This window comes from Pseudomonas sp. MWU12-3088 (assembly GCF_023242405.1).
In the GTDB taxonomy this organism is placed as follows: domain Bacteria; phylum Pseudomonadota; class Gammaproteobacteria; order Pseudomonadales; family Pseudomonadaceae; genus Aquipseudomonas; species Aquipseudomonas kribbensis.
On record NZ_JALJEA010000010.1, the window covers coordinates 54,887 to 74,062 of the forward strand.

Below are 19,176 nucleotides of genomic sequence, written 5' to 3' on the forward strand. Positions count from 1 at the left end.
AGCTTAGCGCAGAAAATCAGTGGTGATGGCCACCTTCGCCATGGACGTGACCATGAGCGACTTCTTCCTGGCTGGCGTCACGGATGGCAACGACCTTCACTTTGAAGTTCAGGCGCTGACCGGCCAGCGGGTGGTTGCCGTCGACGGTCACGTCGTCGCCGTCCAGATCACGGATGGTGACGATCTGCATCTGGCCGTCCGGCGCCGAAGCGTGGAACTGCATGCCGACTTCCAGCTCGTCGACACCTTCGAACATGCTGCGGCTCAGGGTGCTGACCAGTTCGGCCGAGTACTCGCCGTAGGCATCTTCCGGCTCGACGGAAACTTCCAGCTCGTTGCCGACTTCCTTGCCTTCCAGGGCTTTTTCCAGGCCCGGGATGATGTTGCCTGCGCCATGCAGGTAAACCAGCGGAGCGCCGCCGGCGGAGCTGTCGATGACCTCACCAGCGTCGTTGGTCAGGGTATAGTCGATGGAGACAGCCTTATTGGCGGCGATCAGCATGGGGCGAGACCTTTTGCATAAGAATATAGAAAGGCCAAGTTTAGCGAAGCAATCGCTCGAAAGCGAACACAACCCTGACAAACGGGATTCGACGATCACAGGCTTCCATCAGGACGAGGACGGTCACTGGGTGGCCGAGCTCTCCTGCGGCCACACCCAGCATCTGCGCCACCAGCCGCCCTGGCAGTCGCGGGCATGGGTGCTGGACGCAACGCAACGTATTGAAAAAATAGGCCAACCCTTTGCTTGCGGTTGGTGCGCTCAAGGCGCGGTTAGCGCTAACCTTGACGCCTGAAAAATCGGTGGAAGGCCAGCCATAGGCCCACGCCCTTGCCATGCACCCTTAGAGAATCCGCATGCAAACTTTTTTTATCGCGCCCACCGATTTTGGTGTGGGTCTGACCTCCATCAGCCTCGGGCTGGTGCGGACGCTGGAACGGGCCGGGCTGAAAGTCGGCTTCTTCAAACCGATTGCCCAGCCGCACCCGGGCGATACCGGCCCAGAACGTTCCACCGAACTGGTGGCCCGCACCCACGGCCTGAAACCGCCGCAGCCACTGGGTCTGGCCCATGTCGAGCGGATGCTTGGCGACGGTCAGCTCGACGAGTTGCTCGAAGAAATCATCGCGCTCTACCAGCAGGCTGCCATCGGCAAGGACGTGCTTGTCGTCGAAGGCATGGTACCAACCCGCAGCGCCAGCTATGCCGCGCGGGTCAACCTGCACCTGGCCAAGAGTCTGGATGCCGAGGTGATTCTGGTCTCGGCGCCGGAAAACGAAGTGCTCACCGAACTGTCCGGCCGCGTCGAGTTGCAGGCGCAACTGTTCGGTGGGCCGAAAGACCCGAAAGTCCTCGGCGTGATCCTCAACAAGGTCAAGACCGATGAAAGCATGGACGCCTTCGCCGCGCGCCTGAAGGAGCATTCGCCATTGCTGCGCAGCGGTGATTTCCGTCTGCTTGGCTGCATTCCGTTCCAGCCCGAACTCAACGCCCCGCGCACCCGCGACGTCGCCGACCTGATGGGCGCCCAGGTGCTCAACGCCGGCGACTACGAAACCCGGCGCATGACCAAGACCATCATTTGCGCGCGCACCATGCGCAACACCGTGGACCTGCTCAAGCCCGGCGTGCTGGTGGTAACCCCCGGAGATCGCGACGACATCATCCTCGCCGTCAGCCTCGCGGCCATCAACGGCGTACCGCTGGCCGGCCTGCTGCTGACCAGCGACACCCTGCCGGATCCGCGCATCATGGACCTGTGCCGTGGCGCGTTGCAGGCCGGTTTGCCGGTGCTGTCGGTGAGCACCGGCTCCTACGACACCGCCAACCTGCTCAATGGCCTGAACAAGGAAATCCCCGTCGATGACCGCGAGCGTGCGGAGATCATCACCGACTTCGTCGCCAGCCATCTGGATGCCAACTGGCTGCATCAGCGCTGCGGCACCCCACGGGAAATGCGCCTGTCGCCGGCGGTGTTCCGCTATCAACTGATTCAACGCGCCCAGGCCGCCAACAAACGCATCGTCCTGCCCGAAGGCAGCGAGCCGTTCACCGTGCAAGCGGCGGCGATCTGTCAGGAACGCGGCATTGCCCGTTGCGTGCTGCTGGCCAAACCGGCGGACGTCGAGGCCGTCGCCCGGGCCCAGGGCATCGTGTTGCCGCCGGGGCTGGAAATCCTCGATCCGGATCTGATCCGCGAGCGCTACGTCGAACCGATGGTCGCCCTGCGCAAGAGCAAAAGCCTCAACGCGCCGATGGCCGAGCAACAGCTGGAAGACACCGTGGTGATCGGTACCATGATGCTGGCGCTGGATGAGGTCGACGGACTGGTTTCCGGCGTCATCAACACCACCGCCAACACCATCCGCCCGGCCTTGCAGCTGATTAAAACGGCTCCCGGCTGCACGTTGGTATCGTCGGTGTTCTTCATGCTCTTCCCTGAAGAAGTGCTGGTCTACGGCGACTGCGTGATGAACCCGCACCCGAGCGCCGCCGAACTGGCGGAGATCGCCCTGCAAAGCGCCGACTCGGCCGCCGCGTTCGGTATCACGCCACGGGTGGCGATGATCAGTTACTCCAGCGGCGAATCCGCCACCGGCGAGGAAGTCGAGAAAGTCCGCGAAGCCACCCTGCTCGCCCACGAGCAACAGCACTCGCTGCTGATCGACGGGCCGTTGCAGTACGACGCCGCCGCCAACGAAACCGTGGCCCGGCAACTGGCACCGAACAGTCAGGTGGCCGGCCGCGCCACGGTGTTCGTGTTCCCCGACCTGAACACCGGCAACACCACCCACAAAGCCGTGCAACGCAGCGCCGATTGCGTCAGCCTCGGCCCGATGCTGCAAGGCCTGCGCAAACCGGTGAACGATCTGCCGCGTGGCGCGCAGGTCGACGACATCGTCTACACCATCGCCCTGACTGCGATTCAGGCTGCCAACCGACCTCTGGATATCTGACCCGATGCTGGCTTTTCTCCCTGCCACCCTGCGCGGCGTGATCGCCGCGCTGCTGTTGGCGCTGAACACGATCCTGCTGTGCTCGTTCCTGTTTCTCGTGGCGCTGATCAAAGTGCTGCCATTCGACCTCGCACGCCGCGCCTCGCGCTGGCTGATGAGCCACACCCACGAAGCCTGGATCAGCAACAACAAAGGCTGGATGAACCTGGTGCGCCGCACCCGCTGGCACCTCAGCGGCCTGCAAGGCCTGGACTATCAACACTCGTACCTGATCACTAGCAACCACCAGAGCTGGGTCGACATTCTGGTACTGCAATACGTGCTCAACCGTCGCATCCAGCCGCTGAAGTTCTTCCTCAAGCAGGAGTTGATCTGGGTCCCGGTGATTGGCCTGGCGTGGTGGACGCTGGGCTTTCCGTTCATGAAACGCTACTCGAAAGCGTATCTGGAGAAGCACCCGGAAAAGAAAGGCAAAGACCTGGAAACCACCCGCAAGACCTGCGCGAAATTCCGCGACAACCCGGTGGGCATCTTCAACTTCGTCGAAGGCACACGCTTCACCGAAGGCAAGCACGCGCAGCAGCAATCACCGTTCAAATACCTGCTCAAACCCAAGGCCGGCGGCATTGCATTCGTGCTGGATGCGATGGGTGAACAACTGGAATCGATCGTCAACGTGACCATCCACTACCCGGGCGGGCGCCCAGGCTTCTGGGATCTGCTGTGCGGTAACGTACGGGACGTGGTGGTGCATTTTGAAGAACTGAAAATCCCGCCACAGTTCATCGGCAAGAACTACGACCAGGACGGCGAGTACCGCCTGCAATTCCAGGGCTGGATCAACCAGCTGTGGCAGGACAAGGATGCATTGCTGGAGCAGATGCACCGCGAGTATCCGAACCAACGCTGATCCAACTGAGGGAGCCCCCGACAGAACAGGCCGGCTGTCAGGCCGCCATCGCCAGCAGGCTGGCTCCCACAGAAAAGCAGTTCGCTTTTAGCTTTTGGCTTTTCGCTTCCCACCACTCAACACGATGAGCGTTAGCTCGAGTACCGCTTTTGACGTGCCGGCCCCGTCGGCAGGCTGAGTGGAGGGATTTATCCGGGGGTGGGAGCGCAGCGACCGTTTGGCGAAGCCAAACACATCGAGAGGAGGTGCAGCGAAGCAAACCGTAGGCGATGCCCCCGGATGAGTCCCGTAACGAGGGAACACCGAGCCAAAGCGAGGTGCCGAACGCCGGGGCCCAGCGTTTTTGGTTACTTTTTAGGCGCTTGTAAAAAGTGACCCGCTGTAAGAGCGGAACCGTCAGCGGCAACACCCGCATAAACGGATATTCACCCAAACCCCAGGAGCCTGGCCGGCCCAAAGGCCGCCACCGCCAGCAGGCCAACCACAAAAGAAAAGCCCGCCGATGATCACTCATCGACGGGCTTTTCATTGGCAGCTAACGCTTAAATCGCGCCACGCTTGCGCAGCAGATCCAGCACTTGCTTCACACCCTCTTCCAGCGACAGCGACTGGGTATCGATCACCAGATCAGCATCCAGCGGCACGTCATACGGGAAGGACTCACCCGGAATGTTATCGCCACCCGCCGCGTACAAACCTTGCGGATCACGCTCGGCGCAAACAGTTGGCGAGGCCTGGACATAGACCGTCAGCAGACGCTCCTTGCCGATCAGGTCCCTGGCCTGTTCACGACCTTCGGCACTCGGCGCGACGAATGCAGCAAGCGTCAGCAGGCCGGCTTCGTTGAACTGACGCGCCACATGCGCGGCACGACGCCAGTTCTCGGTGCGACCGGCGCGATCCTGCGGCAGGCCTTTGTTGAGGTCGTGACGCAGGTTCTGGCCATCGAGTACAAACACCGCACGCCCCATGTCGAACAGCTTGCGCTCGACCGCGTACGCCAGCGTGCTTTTACCCGCGCCCGACAGGCCGCTGAACAGCACGGTGGCCGGTTGCTGACCGAAACGCTGGGCGCGCTCGGTAGTCGCTACATGAGCCAGTTTGCCGTGATGGGTGGCCGTGCCATGAGCCAGCGGCTGGGCGACGATCATGCCGGCGCCGACGGTGCCATTGGTCAAACGGTCGATGACGATGAATGCGCCGGTGGTGCGGTTGCTGTCGTAACCGTCGAGGGCGATCGGCGCATCGAGCGCGATCTTCACCTTGCCGATTTCGTTGAGCTGCAACGCGCTCGCCGGGCCTTCTTCGAGGGTGTTGACGTCGACCTTGTTGACGATGCTGGCGATGGAGCCCGGCACGTAACTGGTGGCGCGCTTGATGTCGTATTTCTTGCCCGGCAGCATCGGCTCTTCAGCCATCCACACCAGCATCGCTTCGAAGCTGTCGGTCACCGGCGGAACGTTGTCGGCGTGTACCAGCAGGTCGCCACGGGAGATGTCGATCTCGTCTTCCATGGTCAACGTTACAGCTTGGCCAGGGCCTGCATGTTCCAGCTCACCTTCAAAGGTGACGATGGATTTCACGCGGCTGCTCTTGCCCGACGGCAGGACCACGACCTCGTCGCCTTTCTTGACGATGCCGCTGGCCAGGGTGCCGGCGAAACCGCGGAAGTTCAGATTCGGACGGTTGACGTACTGCACCGGGAAACGCAGATCGGTGAAGTTGCGGTCGCCCGCCACTTCCACGGTCTCGAGGATTTCCATCAGCGACTGGCCGGTATACCACGGCGAACGCTCGGACTTGTTCACCACGTTGTCGCCCTTCAGGGCGGACATCGGCACGAAGTGCATGCTCGTCGGCTTCATCTTCAAGCCTTCGGCGAACTTCAGGTAGTCGGCCTTGATCGACTCGAACACGCCCTGATCGAAGCCCTTGAGGTCCATCTTGTTGATGGCGACGACGATGTGCTTGATGCCCAGCAACGAGGCGATGAAGCTGTGGCGACGGGTCTGGGTCTGCACGCCGTAACGGGCGTCGACCAGGATGATCGCCAGGTCACAGGTGGACGCACCGGTGGCCATGTTGCGGGTGTACTGCTCATGGCCGGGGGTGTCGGCGATGATGAATTTGCGCTTGGCGGTGGAGAAATAGCGGTAGGCGACATCGATGGTGATGCCCTGCTCGCGCTCGGCCTGCAGGCCGTCGACCAGCAATGCCAGGTCGATGTCGTCACCGGTGGTGCCGACTTTCTTCGAATCGCGGGTAATGGCTTCGAGGTGATCTTCGTAGATCATCTTCGAGTCGTGCAGCAGGCGCCCGATCAGGGTGCTCTTGCCGTCATCGACGTTACCGCAGGTCAAAAAGCGCAGCAGCTCTTTACGTTCGTGCTGGCCCAGGTAGGCGAGGATGTCCTCGCTGATCAAATCAGATGCGTGCGACATGACAGCCCCTTAGAAATAGCCTTGACGTTTCTTGTCTTCCATCGAGCCTGCGCCATCGTGGTCGATGACCCGGCCCTGGCGCTCGGAAGTTCGCGTCAGGAGCATTTCCTGAATGATGTCCGTCAGGCTTTCGGCCTCGGACTCCACCGCGCCCGTCAACGGGTAGCAGCCAAGGGTACGGAAACGCACTTTCTTTTTGACGATGCGCGCTTTGTCTTCGTCGGACAGGTGCTCGAGGATGCGCTCGTCGTCGATCATGATCAGCGTGCCGTTCTTCTCGATCACTTCGCGTTCGGCGGCGAAGTACAGCGGCACGATCGGGATGCCTTCGAGGTAGATGTACTGCCAGATGTCCAGTTCGGTCCAGTTCGACAGCGGGAACACACGGATGGATTCGCCCTTGTTGACCTTGCCGTTGTAGACGTTCCACAGCTCCGGACGCTGGTTCTTCGGATCCCAGCGGTGCTTGCTGTCGCGGAACGAGTAGACGCGCTCCTTGGCGCGGGACTTCTCTTCATCGCGACGGGCACCGCCGAAGGCGGCGTCGAAACCATGCTTGTCGAGTGCCTGCTTCAGGCCCTCGGTCTTCATGATGTCGGTGTGTTTGGCGCTGCCGTGGGTGAACGGGTTGATGCCCTGCGCAACGCCATCCGGGTTGACGTGGGTGATCAGGTCCAGGCCCAGCTCTTCGACCATCTTGTCGCGGAACTTGTACATCTCCTGGAATTTCCAGCGGGTGTCGACGTGCATCACCGGAAACGGCAGTTTGCCCGGGAAGAACGCCTTGCGTGCCAGATGCAGCATCACGGCGGAGTCTTTACCGATGGAGTACAGCATCACCGGGTTGTCGAACTCGGCGGCCACCTCGCGGATGATGTGGATGCTTTCCGCCTCCAGCTGTTTCAGATGCGTCAGTTTGTCGACCATGGCTACTCACGAAAGCTTTCTTATGAACGGCCAGCGGGCCGTGTTCGAGCGGGGAATCCTAGCACAGCGCCCTTCTTCTAATCAGGGCGCGGACTAGAACGAAAGAGCATATGAATATGCCCGCCCGTTCGGGTGCTTTCAGGGGAAAGTCAGATCGGATTCGGGCAGTCGATGAAGATGTGTTCCAGGGCAAACCGCTTCGCCAGATAATCGCCCAACGCCTGCACACCGTAGCGTTCGGTGGCGTGGTGGCCGGCAGCGATGAAGCTGATGTCGTTTTCCCGGGCACTGTGGAACGTCTGCTCGGAGGCCTCGCCACTGATGAACAGATCGACGCCGGCGGCAATGGCGTTGTCGATGTAACCCTGGCCGCCGCCGGTGCACCAGCCGACCCGGCGGATCATCGCGCTGCCTTCGATCAGCAGCGGCTCACGGCCCATGCGTTCCTGCACGCGACGGGCGAAGTCGCGGGCGGTCACCGGTTCATCCAGGGAGCCGACCAGCCCGACGATCTTCAGGTTGTCCGGGGCCAGCGGCCCTTCGACAGTGATGTCGAGCTGCCGGGCCAGTTGCACGTTGTTGCCGACGTCCGGGTGCAGATCCAGCGGCAGGTGATAGGCCAGCAGACTGATGTCGTGTTTGAGCAGGGTCTTCAAGCGGCGCTGCTTCATGCCGGTGATGCACGGATTCTCGCCCTTCCAGAAGTAACCGTGATGCACCAGCACCAGATCGGCCTCGGCTTCGACGGCGGCATCGAGCAATGCCTGGCTGGCGGTGACGCCGCTGACGATGCGCATCACCTGCGGACGGCCCTCGACCTGCAGGCCGTTGGGGCAATAATCGGCAATTTTCGCACTGCCGAGGTAGCGGTCGGCTTCTTCGACCAGGGTACTGAGGGCAACGGCCATGAAAGACTCCTGAAAATCCCGTTCAGAGGCGCGCGCGGCCTCGTATAATGCGCGACATTATGGGCGGTCTGACCCCGCCTGCAACTTTTCCAGGACGTGCTTAATGCTCAAGGCGCTGCGTTTTTTCGGCTGGCCGCTGTTGGCCGGTGTGCTTATCGCTCTGTTGATTATTCAGCGTTACCCGCAGTGGGTCGGGCTTCCGAGCCTCGACGTCAACCTGCAACAGGCTCCGCAGACCACCAGCGTGCAACAGGGGCCGGTGTCCTACGCCGATGCGGTGGTGATTGCCGCACCGTCGGTGGTCAACCTCTACACCACCAAAGTCATCAACAAACCGGCGCATCCGCTGTTCGAGGATCCGCAGTTCCGCCGCTTCTTCGGTGACAACTCGCCGAAACAGAAGCGCATGGAGTCGAGCCTCGGCTCCGGCGTGATCATGAGCCCGGAAGGCTACATCCTGACCAACAACCACGTCACCACCGGCGCCGACCAGATCGTCGTGGCGCTCAAGGATGGCCGTGAAACCCTGGCCCGGGTGATCGGCAGCGACCCGGAAACCGATCTGGCAGTCCTGAAGATCGACCTGAAAAACCTGCCGGCGATCACCGTCGGTCGCTCCGACAACATCCGCATCGGCGACGTCGCACTGGCCATCGGCAACCCGTTCGGGGTCGGCCAGACCGTGACCATGGGCATCATCAGCGCCACCGGCCGCAACCAGTTGGGCCTGAACAACTACGAAGACTTCATCCAGACCGACGCGGCGATCAACCCGGGCAACTCCGGCGGCGCACTGGTTGATGCCAACGGCAACCTCACCGGCATCAACACGGCGATTTTCTCCAAGTCGGGCGGCTCCCAGGGCATCGGCTTCGCGATCCCGGTGAAGCTGGCAATGGAAGTGATGAAGTCGATCATCGAGCACGGTCAGGTGATTCGTGGCTGGCTGGGGATCGAGGTGCAACCGCTGACTCAGGAACTGGCCGAGTCGTTTGGTCTGTCCGGGCGTCCGGGAATCGTGGTGGCGGGGATTTTCCGCGACGGCCCGGCACAGAAGGCCGGCCTGCAACTGGGTGACGTGATCCTCAGCATCGACGGCGAACCGGCCGGCGATGGCCGCAAGTCGATGAACCAGGTGGCGCGGATCAAGCCGACCGACAAGGTCACGATTCAGGTGATGCGCAATGGCAAGGAGCTGAAGCTGACCGCCGAGATCGGTCTGCGTCCGCCACCGGCGCCAGTGAAAGAAGAAGAGTAAGTACAAAAAAAGATGGGAGCACATTCGCTCCCATCTTTTTATCGGCCAGTCACAGGTCGCCGAGACCGTCGATCAACGCCTGATTCTGCTCCGGCGTACCGATCGAGATCCGCAGGAACTGGGCAATCCGTTCCTGCTTGAAGTGGCGCACGATCACACCCTGCTCACGCAGTTTGGCCGCCAGCCCTGCCGCATCATGTTGCGGATGCCGGGCGAAGATGAAGTTGGCCGCTGACGGCAGCACTTCAAAGCCTTTGGCCTGCAACTGCGCAACCACCCATTCGCGACTCTCGATGACCAGTGCACAGGTCTTGTCGAAGTATTCGCGGTCCTCGAACGCTGCCGCCGCGCCGACATTGGCCATGCGATCCAGCGGGTAGGAGTTGAAGCTGTTCTTGATCCGCTCCAGCGCCTCGATCAGGTCCGGATGGCCGACCGCCAGACCGACCCGCAGGCCCGCCAGCGAACGGGACTTGGACAGAGTCTGGGTCACCAGCAGATTCGGATAACGGTCCACCAGACTGATCGCGGTTTCGCCGCCGAAGTCGATGTAGGCCTCGTCGACCACCACCACCGAATCCGGGCTGGCCTTGAGGATCTGCTCGACCGCCTCCAGCGCCAGCAGGCAACCGGTCGGCGCGTTCGGGTTAGGGAAGATGATCCCGCCGTTCGGTTTGGCGTAGTCCGCCGGGTTGATGCGGAACTGCGCATCCAGCGGCACCGCGTCGAACTTGATGCCGTACAGGCCGCAGTAGACCGGATAGAAGCTGTAGCTGATGTCCGGAAACAGCAGCGGCTGATCATGCTGCAGCAGACCGTGGAAAATGTGCGCCAGCACTTCGTCCGAACCGTTGCCGAGGAACACCTGACTGCTCTGCACGCCGTAGTAGTTGGCGACGGCGTTTTTCAGCAGATCGCTGTTCGGATCCGGATACAGACGCAGGTTGTCGTTGAGTTCGGTCTGCATCGCCGCCAGGGCTTTTGGCGACGGGCCGTACGGGTTTTCGTTGGTGTTGAGTTTGACCAGGCGGGTCAGCTTCGGCTGCTCGCCCGGCACGTAAGGCACCAGATCCTTGACGAACGGGCTCCAGAATTTACTCATGTTCAGTTCCCCTTCACTTCGTCTTTGATGCGGTATTCGGCGCTGCGAGCGTGGGCGCTCAGCGATTCGCCACGGGCCAGGATCGATGCGGTCTTGCCCAGTTCCGAAGCACCGGCCTCGGAGCAGAAGATGATCGACGAGCGTTTCTGGAAGTCGTACACGCCAAGCGGCGAGGAGAAACGCGCGGTGCCGGACGTCGGCAGCACGTGGTTCGGACCTGCGCAGTAGTCGCCCAGCGCTTCGGAGGTGTGGCGCCCCATGAAGATCGCGCCGGCGTGGCGAATCTGCGGCAGCCAGGCCTGCGGATCGGCGACCGACAGTTCAAGGTGTTCCGGTGCGATGCGGTTGGCAACCTCGATGGCCTGAGCCATATCACGCACGTGAATCAGGGCGCCACGGCCATTGATCGAGGTTTCGATGATGGTCGCGCGATCCATGGTCGGCAGCAGTTTGTCGATGCTCGCGGCGACCTTGTCGAGGAACTCGGCGTCCGGGCTGACCAGAATCGCCTGGGCGTCTTCGTCGTGCTCGGCCTGGGAGAACAGGTCCATGGCGATCCAGTCCGGATCGGTCTTGCCGTCGCACACCACGAGGATTTCCGACGGGCCGGCGATCATGTCGATGCCGACCTGACCGAACACGTGGCGCTTGGCAGTCGCCACATAGATGTTGCCCGGACCGACGACCTTGTCCACCTGCGGCACGCTTTCAGTACCGTAGGCCAGTGCTGCAACCGCTTGGGCGCCACCGATGGTGAACACCCGGTCAACACCAGCGATGCATGCCGCCGCCAGCACCAGCTCGTTGACCTCGCCACGCGGGGTCGGCACCACCATCACCACTTCAGTGACACCGGCAACCTTGGCCGGAATCGCGTTCATCAAGACAGACGAAGGGTACGACGCCTTGCCGCCCGGCACATACAGACCGGCGCGGTCCAGCGGCGTGACTTTCTGGCCCAGCACCGTGCCGTCGGCTTCGGTGTAGCTCCAGGAGTCCTGCTTCTGTTTTTCGTGGTAGCTGCGCACCCGGGCGGCGGCTTTTTCCAGCGCTTCGCGCTGCGGCACGGTGATACGGGTCAGAGCCAGTTCCAGACGCTCGCGCGGCAGGATCAGGTCCGCCATCGAGGCGACTTCGAGGCCGTCGAATTTCTGGGTGAACTCGACCAGCGCCGCGTCACCGCGCTCGCGCACAGCCTTGATGATGTCCAGCACCCGCTGATTGACCGAGTCGTCAGACACACTTTCCCAGCTCAGCAGATGATCCAGATGATGCGCGAAATCCGGGTCAGCAGCGTTGAGTCGGCGAATTGCAGTCGGTGCGGTCATAGCGAGAGCCTCATAGGAATGGCAAAAACTCAGGCGCCCGAAACTACCATTCGATCCGCTTGGGCACCTGAGATTCTGGCTATGAGGCGGATAGACGGGCGCGACTTAACGTCGCGCAGGTACATCAGCCGCGGTGTCGAGACTCCACTGCCTTGCGCAGTGTGTCGATCAACGCCTGGATTCGGGCGTGTTGCATTTTCATCGAAGCTTTATTGACCACCAGACGCGAGCTGATCGTGGCGATCAGTTCCTGGGGTTCGAGACCGTTGGCACGCAGAGTGTTGCCGGTGTCGACCACGTCGATGATCTTGTCGGCCAGGCCAATCAGTGGCGCCAGCTCCATCGAGCCGTACAGCTTGATGATGTCGACCTGACGGCCCTGCTCGGCGTAGTAACGCTTGGCAACGTTGACGAATTTGGTCGCAACGCGCAGACGGCCCTTGGGCTCGACCGCGCCGACCTTGCCGGCGGTCATCAGCTTGCACTGGGCGATCTGCAGGTCCAGCGGCTCGTACAGGCCTTGCCCTGTGTATTCCATCAGCACGTCTTTACCGGCAACGCCGAGGTCGGCCGCGCCATGCTCGACATAGGTCGGCACGTCGGTGGCACGCACGATCAACAGGCGTACGTCTTCCTGGGTCGTAGGAATGATCAGCTTGCGGCTTTTGTCCGGATTCTCGGTCGGCACGATGCCCGCTTCGGCGAGAAGCGGCAGTGTGTCGTCAAGGATGCGGCCCTTGGACAGTGCGATGGTCAACATGGGAAACGTCAGTCCTTATCAAGGTACTCATGTCCGGTCGCAATCGGCGCCGGACATACATCGAGGGCGTCACCACCCCCGATCAAAACGAATTCAACGGACACTTCCCTGTGTCCCGATGCAGCGACTAGCCCGGAACGCGACGGATTTTGGCGCCCAGCATCTGCAGTTTTTCCTCGATGCACTCGTAACCACGGTCGATGTGGTAGATGCGGTCGATCAGGGTATCGCCTTCGGCCATCAGGGCCGAGATCACCAGGCTGGCAGAAGCCCGCAGGTCGGTCGCCATCACTGGCGCGCCCTTGAGGATTTCAGTGCCGGTGACGATGGCGGTGTTGCCTTCGACCTGGATCCTGGCGCCCATGCGGTGCAGTTCGTAGACGTGCATGAAACGGTTTTCGAAGATCGTCTCGATCACAGCACCAGTGCCTTCGGCGATGGCGTTGAGCGAAATGAACTGCGCCTGCATGTCGGTCGGGAACGCCGGGTACGGCGCGGTGCGCACGTTGACTGCTTTCGGGCGCTTGCCGTGCATGTTCAGCTCGATCCAGTCTTCACCGGTGGTGATTTCTGCACCGGCTTCACGGAGCTTTTCCAGAACCGCTTCGAGGATGGTCGGATCAGTGTCCTTGACCTTCACGCGACCGCCGGTGACCGCAGCGGCCACCAGGTAGGTGCCGGTTTCGATACGGTCAGGCATGACCTTGTAGAAGGCCGAACCCAGTCGCTCGACGCCATCGATGGTGATGGTGTCGGTACCGGCGCCGGAAACCTTGGCGCCCATGGCGTTCAGGAAGTTCGCCAGGTCGACCACTTCAGGTTCGCGGGCGGCGTTCTGCAGCACGCTGCGACCCTTGGCCAGAGCAGCGGCCATCATGATGTTTTCGGTACCGGTCACGCTGACGGTATCGAAGAAGAAGTGCGCACCGCGCAGGCCGCCTTCAGGCGCCTTGGCCTTGATGTAGCCACCTTCGACGTCGATGATCGCACCCATGGCTTCGAGGCCGCGGATGTGCAGGTCAACCGGACGCGAGCCGATGGCGCAGCCGCCAGGCAGCGCGACTTCGGCTTCACCGAAACGGGCGACCATCGGGCCAAGCACCAGGATCGACGCACGCATGGTTTTCACCAGCTCGTACGGAGCGACCAGGGTCTTGATGGTGCGCGGGTCGATTTCGACGCTGAGCTTCTCGTCGATCACAGGCTCGATGCCCATGCGGCCGAACAGCTCGATCATGGTGGTGATGTCGTGCAGGTGCGGCAGGTTGCCGACGGTGACCGGGCCATCGCACAGCAGAGTGGCGGCCAGGATCGGCAGGGCGGAGTTTTTCGCCCCGGAGATGCGGATCTCGCCATCAAGACGAGCGCCACCGGTAATAATCAATTTATCCATAACAATCTCGACGCCCTAGGGCTCAGGTGCGCTCGGCCCAGGCCGCGCTGCTGAAAAATTTCATAGTGACCGCGTGGATGCTGCCATCGGCGATCCAAGGGTTCAAATGGGCATAGATGCTTTGCTGACGCTTGACCGGGCTCAACGCCGCCAGTTCATCACTAATCACGTTCAGCTGAAAGTTGCAGCCTTCGCCTTCGACTTCCACCTGCGTTCCTGGCAGCTTTCCTTCAAGGAAGCTCTTCACTTCTACGGCCTGCATGCTCAACCTCAATCGGCGCCCTGTGCGCACGGGTCGGACATCATACAAAAAAGCCCCGCGCCTGCGAACCCCGCTGCGCAGGACTCTGACGGGGGGCTTCTTTATAGATGCGGGTTCAGGGTTGCGCCAACAGCTCGGTCAGCTCGCTGACCTGAGCAATTTCACGCATGTCTTCCGGCATCCCGCGGATGCTGACCGCCTTGCCGGCGGCTTTCGCATCGCGAATGAAGCACAGCAGCAACGACAGACCGACGCTGCTGGACTTTTCCACCGCCGAACAATCGATCACCAATGCCGGGGCATTGCACGACTTGATCAGCGCCCGGCCCTGTTCCCGAAGGCCGGGACCGGTGCGGTAATCCAGCACACCGGTGAGCTGAAGCTGACTGGCTTCGTCCAGACGAATGGCCGATTCGGTCATTGGGCAGGCTTCTCTTGTTTCTCGGCGGTCTGCTTGGCCTTGGCCACTTCGCCGGCCCAGCCGTTGATGGTCTTGTCCAGGTCGTTGCCGTTGCGCTGCATCGCGTCGGCGAACTGGTCACGGAACAGTTTGCCGATGTTGATGCCGTTGATGATCACGTTGCGCAGCTTCCACTCGCCGTTGATCTTCTCCAGCGTGTACTGAACCGGATAGATCGCGCCGTTGTTGCCCTTGACGGTCATGCCGACGCTGGTGCGGTCGCCCGACTCATCCTTCGGCGCATCGACGGTGATGCCCTGGTTGTTGTATTCCAGCAAGGCGTTGCCATAGAACTGGAACAGGCCACGCTTGAAGTTTTCCTGGAAGGTCTGCATCTGCGCCGGGGTGGCCTTGCGCGAGTACTTGACCGTCATGATGCTTTTGGAAATGCCTTCGGCATCCACTACCGGACCCACAATGGTATTCAGCGCGGTGTAGAAGTCCTGCGGGTCCTGCTTGTACTTCTCTTTATTGGCCGCCAGATCGGCGAGCATCCGGTTGGTGGTGTCCTGGACCAGATCGTGCGCCGACTGGCCGGGCGCAGCGTTCGCCAGCAGTGGCAGTGTCGCGAGCAACACCAACAGGCCACGTCGCAAGGTAGAGATCATTCAAAAGCTCCTCATTTGGCGTCTTTGCTAACGGTATTGAGCAGGAATTTACCGATCAGGTCTTCCAGCACCAGAGACGACTGGGTGTCGTGAATGGTTCCACCATCCTTGAGCCGGGTTTCTTCCCCGCCCACGCTGATGCCGATGTACTTCTCGCCCAACAGGCCAGCGGTCAGGATAGACGCTGTGGAGTCGGTCGGCAGGTTGTCGACCTTTTTATCCACCAGCAGGGTCACCCGGCCGGTAAAGCTGTCGCGGTCCAGATCGATCGCCGTGACCTTGCCGATGGTCACACCGGCCATGGTCACTTTGGCTCTGACCGTCAGACCGGCGATATTGTCGAAGTAGGCATACAGCTTGTAGGTATCAGTAGTCGAAGTCGGAGACAGGCCACTGACCCGCAGGGCCAGCAGCAACAAGGCCAGGATCCCTGCCAGCAGGAACAGGCCGACACCGATTTCCAGGGTGCGGTTTTGCATCAGAAATCTCCAAACATCAAAGCGGTCAGAATAAAGTCCAGGCCGAGCACTGCCAGCGAGGCGAATACTACGGTCTTGGTGGTGGCACGACTGATTCCCTCGGAAGTGGGCTCACAGTCATAGCCTTGGAATACGGCGATCCAGGTCACGACAAAGGCGAAAACAATACTTTTGATCACGCCGTTGAGCACGTCGCTGGAGAAGTTCACGCTGTTCTGCATGTTCGCCCAGTAGGAGCCTTCATAGACGCCCAGCCAGTCGACCGCGACCCAGGAACCGCCCCAGATGCCGACCACGCTGAAGATCATCGCCAGCACCGGCAGGGAAATGAAACCGGCCCACAGACGCGGGGCAATGATGTACTTGAGCGGATCGACACCGATCATTTCCAGGCTGGACAACTGCTCGGTGGACTTCATGTTGCCGATTTCCGCCGTCAGCGCCGAACCGGCACGACCGGCGAACAGCAGCGCCGTCACCACCGGGCCCAGCTCACGCAGCAAGGTCAAGGCAACCATCTGCCCCACCGCCTGCTCCGAGCCATAGCTCGACAGGATGTTGAACCCCTGCAGCGCCAGCACCATGCCGATGAATATCCCCGAAACGACGATAATCACCAGCGACATCACGCCGACCGAATGCAGTTGCTTGACCAGCAGGCCGAAACCGCCGCCTATGCCACCACGCCCCAGCAGGGCATGAAACAGGAACAGCGTCGCCCGTCCGAATACCGCGACGGCATCGATAGCCGATTCGCCGAACCGACGTACGCGTTCTATTAATGAGATTCTGCGCATCAACGTTTCCCCAGAAGATCTGCGCGGTAATCCGTCGCTGGAAAGTGATACGGAACCGGACCATCGGGATCGCCGGTCATGAACTGACGGATACGCGGCTCATCCGAGTTCATCAACTCGTCCGGCGTACCCTGCCCCAGCACCTGACCATCGCCCACCACATAGATGTAATCGGCAATGCTCGCGGTTTCGGCGAGATCGTGGGAAACCACGATACTGGTGATCCCCAACGCATCGTTGAGCAGGCGGATCAGGCGCACCAGAACGCCCATGGCGATCGGGTCCTGGCCGACGAACGGTTCGTCGTACATGAGAATCTGCGGATCAAGCGCAATCGCCCGGGCCAGAGCCACGCGGCGTTTCATGCCGCCGGACAGCTCATCGGGCATCAACTCGATGGCGCCCCGCAGACCGACCGCCTGCAATTTGAGCAGCACGATGTCGCGGATCATTTCTTCCGGCAGCTGGGTATGAACGCGCAGGGGAAAGGCGACGTTCTCGAACACATCGAGATCGGTGAACAGCGCGCCGCTCTGAAACAGCACGCCCATGTGCTTGCGCGCATCGAACAGATCGCTGCGCGACAGCTTCGGCAGGTTCTGGCCGTTGACCCAGACCTCGCCCTGCGATGGCCGCAACTGGGCACCCATCAGGCGCAGCAGCGTGGTCTTGCCACACCCGGAAGGCCCCATGATACCGGTGACCTTGCCGCGCGGGATGCGGATATCGACGTTATTGAAAATGCTCCGCGCACCGCGCTTGAAGGAGACTCCCTTCAGCTCGACCGCGTAGGCGTTATCGGCACTCATCTAAACTCCTTGCGATGCAGCCTCTCACTCGGACGCCTGGCTTTCTGGAGAAAGCCCCTACATCCCGGGCAGGCCGAACTGGCGGCGAACTATATCACTGCAATGGGCAAGCGCCCAAGGCCTCTCCCCGGCCACGTTCAGCGATATGACAGGCCCGAGGCTTCTATAAAAGGGTTTTAGTAACCGGGAATGACAAAGCACGACGAACTTGCGTGAGGCTTTTCAACATAACCGCTATAATCGCCGCCTTTTCATCGGGCTATACGATTTCTGACATGAGCCAAACCAGCGACCTGATTCAATCGGCACAACGCACCATCCGCCTCGAAGTGGAAGCCGTACAAGGCTTGTTGCCCCATATCGACGCCGATTTCGTACGCGCTTGCGAGATGATTCTGGCCAGCAAGGGCCGTGTAGTGGTGGTCGGCATGGGCAAGTCCGGGCACATCGGCAACAAGATTGCCGCGACCCTGGCCAGCACCGGCACCCCGGCGTTTTTCGTACATCCGGCCGAGGCCAGTCATGGCGACATGGGCATGATCACCCGTGACGACGTGATCCTGGCCCTGTCGAATTCCGGCTCCACCAACGAAATCGTCACCCTGCTGCCGTTGATCAAACGCCTGGGCATCCAGTTGATCAGCGTGACCGGCAACCCGCAATCGCCTCTGGCAAAAGCGGCGGAGGTCAATCTCAACGTTCACGTCGAGCACGAAGCCTGCCCGCTGAACCTGGCGCCGACTTCCTCGACCACTGCCGCACTGGTCATGGGCGATGCCCTCGCCGTGGCGCTGCTGGAAGCCCGCGGTTTCACCGCCGAAGACTTCGCCTTTTCCCACCCGGGCGGCGCACTCGGTCGACGCCTGCTGCTGAAAGTGGAAAACGTCATGCACGCAGGTCAAGAGCTGCCGCAGGTTCAACGCGGCACCCTGCTCAAGGACGCACTGATGGAAATGACCCGCAAGGGCCTGGGCATGACCGTCATTCTCGAGGCCGACGGCAAACTTGCCGGGATCTTCACCGACGGCGACCTGCGCCGCACACTGGATCGCAGCATCGATATCCACAGCGCGACCATCGACCAGGTGATGACCGTACACGGCAAGACCGCCCGCGCCGAAATGCTGGCCGCCGAGGCCCTGAAAATCATGGAAGACCATCGAATCAACGCGCTTGTCGTCGTGGATGAGGACGATCGCCCGATCGGTGCCTTCAACCTCTCCGACCTGCTGCGCGCAGGAGTGATGTAAATGAGCACCGATCTGCTGCAACGCGGCAAAGCCATCAAACTGGCGGTTTTCGACGTCGACGGCGTCCTCACCGACGGGCGCCTGTACTTCCTTGAAGACGGCAGCGAGTTCAAGACTTTCAATACACTCGACGGCCAGGGCATCAAGATGCTGATGAATGCGGGCGTACAGACTGCCATCATCAGCGGTCGCAAGACCCCGGTGGTCGAGCGTCGGGCGAAGAACCTGGGGATTCCGCACCTGTTTCAGGGCCGTGAAGACAAACTCGTCGTCCTCGACAGCCTTCTCGAGCAACTGGGCCTAAGCTATGAACAGGTCGCCTATCTCGGTGACGACCTGCCCGATCTGCCGGTGATCCGACGGGTGGGACTTGGCATGGCGGTGGCCAACGCGGCCCCCTTTGTGCGCGAGCATGCCCATGGCGTTACCCAGGCCCGCGGTGGCGAGGGCGCCGCCCGTGAATTCTGCGAACTGATCCTGCGCGCCCAAGGCAGCCTCGATGCCGCCAACAACGCGTACCTGTGAG

At 61.3% G+C, this 19,176-nt stretch carries 20 protein-coding genes; 6 read left to right on the plus strand and 14 right to left on the minus strand.

The window, feature by feature from the left end; translation table 11 throughout:
- Positions 1–16 precede the first annotated feature (16 nt).
- Complete coding sequence (locus M5B98_RS21840) at positions 17–502, minus strand: FKBP-type peptidyl-prolyl cis-trans isomerase (RefSeq protein WP_085711766.1); 486 nt, start codon at positions 500–502, stop codon at positions 17–19.
- Between M5B98_RS21840 and M5B98_RS21845 the strand changes: the two genes are divergently transcribed.
- From M5B98_RS21845 to M5B98_RS21855, 3 genes are all read left to right on the plus strand, one after another.
- Positions 471–797, plus strand: a complete 327-nt coding sequence (locus M5B98_RS21845) for a DUF3565 domain-containing protein (protein ID WP_085711877.1) — start codon at positions 471–473, stop codon at positions 795–797. The two genes, M5B98_RS21840 and M5B98_RS21845, sit on opposite strands and share 32 nt — an antisense overlap.
- Before the next feature lie 61 nt (positions 798–858).
- Positions 859–2,958: a phosphate acetyltransferase gene (pta, locus tag M5B98_RS21850; protein ID WP_248743951.1), complete on the plus strand. Its 2,100-nt coding sequence runs from the start codon at positions 859–861 to the stop codon at positions 2,956–2,958.
- 4 nt (positions 2,959–2,962) lie between these two features.
- Positions 2,963–3,868 (plus strand): acyltransferase, encoded by a 906-nt coding sequence (locus tag M5B98_RS21855; RefSeq protein ID WP_007959087.1) that lies wholly within the window; start codon positions 2,963–2,965, stop codon positions 3,866–3,868.
- Positions 3,869–4,410: 542 nt separating this feature from the next.
- On the opposite strand, the gene cysN is transcribed toward M5B98_RS21855, so the two are convergent.
- The 3 genes from cysN to M5B98_RS21870 form a co-directional block, all read right to left on the minus strand.
- Positions 4,411–6,309 carry a sulfate adenylyltransferase subunit CysN gene (gene cysN / locus M5B98_RS21860; protein WP_248743952.1) on the minus strand — a complete coding sequence of 633 codons (1,899 nt, stop codon included), beginning with the start codon at positions 6,307–6,309 and terminating at the stop codon, positions 4,411–4,413.
- A gap of 9 nt (positions 6,310–6,318) precedes the next feature.
- On the minus strand, positions 6,319–7,236 hold the full coding sequence (gene cysD, locus M5B98_RS21865; RefSeq protein WP_007953546.1) for a sulfate adenylyltransferase subunit CysD: 918 nt from the start codon (positions 7,234–7,236) through the stop codon (positions 6,319–6,321).
- A gap of 149 nt (positions 7,237–7,385) precedes the next feature.
- Positions 7,386–8,144 carry a Nif3-like dinuclear metal center hexameric protein gene (locus tag M5B98_RS21870; RefSeq protein ID WP_248743953.1) on the minus strand — a complete coding sequence of 253 codons (759 nt, stop codon included), beginning with the start codon at positions 8,142–8,144 and terminating at the stop codon, positions 7,386–7,388.
- 103 nt (positions 8,145–8,247) lie between these two features.
- Here M5B98_RS21870 and algW point away from each other — a divergent pair, with 103 nt between their 5' ends.
- Positions 8,248–9,402, plus strand: a complete 1,155-nt coding sequence (gene algW / locus M5B98_RS21875) for a Do family serine endopeptidase AlgW (RefSeq protein WP_085711771.1) — start codon at positions 8,248–8,250, stop codon at positions 9,400–9,402.
- A gap of 49 nt (positions 9,403–9,451) precedes the next feature.
- Here algW and hisC read toward each other — a convergent pair whose 3' ends face one another.
- From hisC to M5B98_RS21925, 10 genes are all read right to left on the minus strand, one after another.
- The gene (gene hisC, locus M5B98_RS21880; RefSeq protein WP_248743954.1) at positions 9,452–10,504 is read right to left on the minus strand and encodes a histidinol-phosphate transaminase; all 1,053 of its coding nucleotides are present in this window, start codon (positions 10,502–10,504) and stop codon (positions 9,452–9,454) included.
- Between the two features lie 2 nt (positions 10,505–10,506).
- Positions 10,507–11,832 carry a histidinol dehydrogenase gene (hisD, locus tag M5B98_RS21885; protein ID WP_248743955.1) on the minus strand — a complete coding sequence of 442 codons (1,326 nt, stop codon included), beginning with the start codon at positions 11,830–11,832 and terminating at the stop codon, positions 10,507–10,509.
- A gap of 124 nt (positions 11,833–11,956) precedes the next feature.
- The gene (gene hisG / locus M5B98_RS21890) at positions 11,957–12,592 is read right to left on the minus strand and encodes an ATP phosphoribosyltransferase (RefSeq protein ID WP_007953554.1); all 636 of its coding nucleotides are present in this window, start codon (positions 12,590–12,592) and stop codon (positions 11,957–11,959) included.
- Between the two features lie 127 nt (positions 12,593–12,719).
- Positions 12,720–13,985 (minus strand): UDP-N-acetylglucosamine 1-carboxyvinyltransferase, encoded by a 1,266-nt coding sequence (gene murA, locus M5B98_RS21895; protein WP_248743956.1) that lies wholly within the window; start codon positions 13,983–13,985, stop codon positions 12,720–12,722.
- 22 nt (positions 13,986–14,007) lie between these two features.
- The gene (locus M5B98_RS21900; protein ID WP_007953556.1) at positions 14,008–14,247 is read right to left on the minus strand and encodes a BolA family protein; all 240 of its coding nucleotides are present in this window, start codon (positions 14,245–14,247) and stop codon (positions 14,008–14,010) included.
- A gap of 115 nt (positions 14,248–14,362) precedes the next feature.
- Positions 14,363–14,668, minus strand: coding sequence for a lipid asymmetry maintenance protein MlaB (locus tag M5B98_RS21905; RefSeq protein ID WP_085711775.1), 306 nt, complete (start codon positions 14,666–14,668; stop codon positions 14,363–14,365).
- The gene (locus tag M5B98_RS21910; RefSeq protein ID WP_085711776.1) at positions 14,665–15,315 is read right to left on the minus strand and encodes a phospholipid-binding protein MlaC; all 651 of its coding nucleotides are present in this window, start codon (positions 15,313–15,315) and stop codon (positions 14,665–14,667) included. Before M5B98_RS21910 ends, M5B98_RS21905 begins: the two co-directional genes overlap by 4 nt.
- 11 nt (positions 15,316–15,326) lie before the next feature.
- Complete coding sequence (gene mlaD / locus M5B98_RS21915) at positions 15,327–15,794, minus strand: outer membrane lipid asymmetry maintenance protein MlaD (RefSeq protein WP_085711777.1); 468 nt, start codon at positions 15,792–15,794, stop codon at positions 15,327–15,329.
- Complete coding sequence (gene mlaE, locus M5B98_RS21920; protein WP_114881430.1) at positions 15,794–16,591, minus strand: lipid asymmetry maintenance ABC transporter permease subunit MlaE; 798 nt, start codon at positions 16,589–16,591, stop codon at positions 15,794–15,796. The genes mlaD and mlaE overlap by 1 nt, the downstream gene beginning before the upstream one ends.
- Positions 16,591–17,400, minus strand: a complete 810-nt coding sequence (locus M5B98_RS21925) for an ATP-binding cassette domain-containing protein (protein ID WP_085711779.1) — start codon at positions 17,398–17,400, stop codon at positions 16,591–16,593. The genes mlaE and M5B98_RS21925 overlap by 1 nt, the downstream gene beginning before the upstream one ends.
- Positions 17,401–17,675: 275 nt before the next feature.
- Here M5B98_RS21925 and M5B98_RS21930 point away from each other — a divergent pair, with 275 nt between their 5' ends.
- Together M5B98_RS21930 and M5B98_RS21935 are read left to right on the plus strand one after the other, a co-directional pair.
- On the plus strand, positions 17,676–18,650 hold the full coding sequence (locus M5B98_RS21930; RefSeq protein ID WP_085711780.1) for a KpsF/GutQ family sugar-phosphate isomerase: 975 nt from the start codon (positions 17,676–17,678) through the stop codon (positions 18,648–18,650).
- Positions 18,651–19,175, plus strand: coding sequence for a KdsC family phosphatase (locus M5B98_RS21935; RefSeq protein WP_236189814.1), 525 nt, complete (start codon positions 18,651–18,653; stop codon positions 19,173–19,175).
- The last annotated feature ends 1 nt before the right edge of the window (position 19,176 follow it).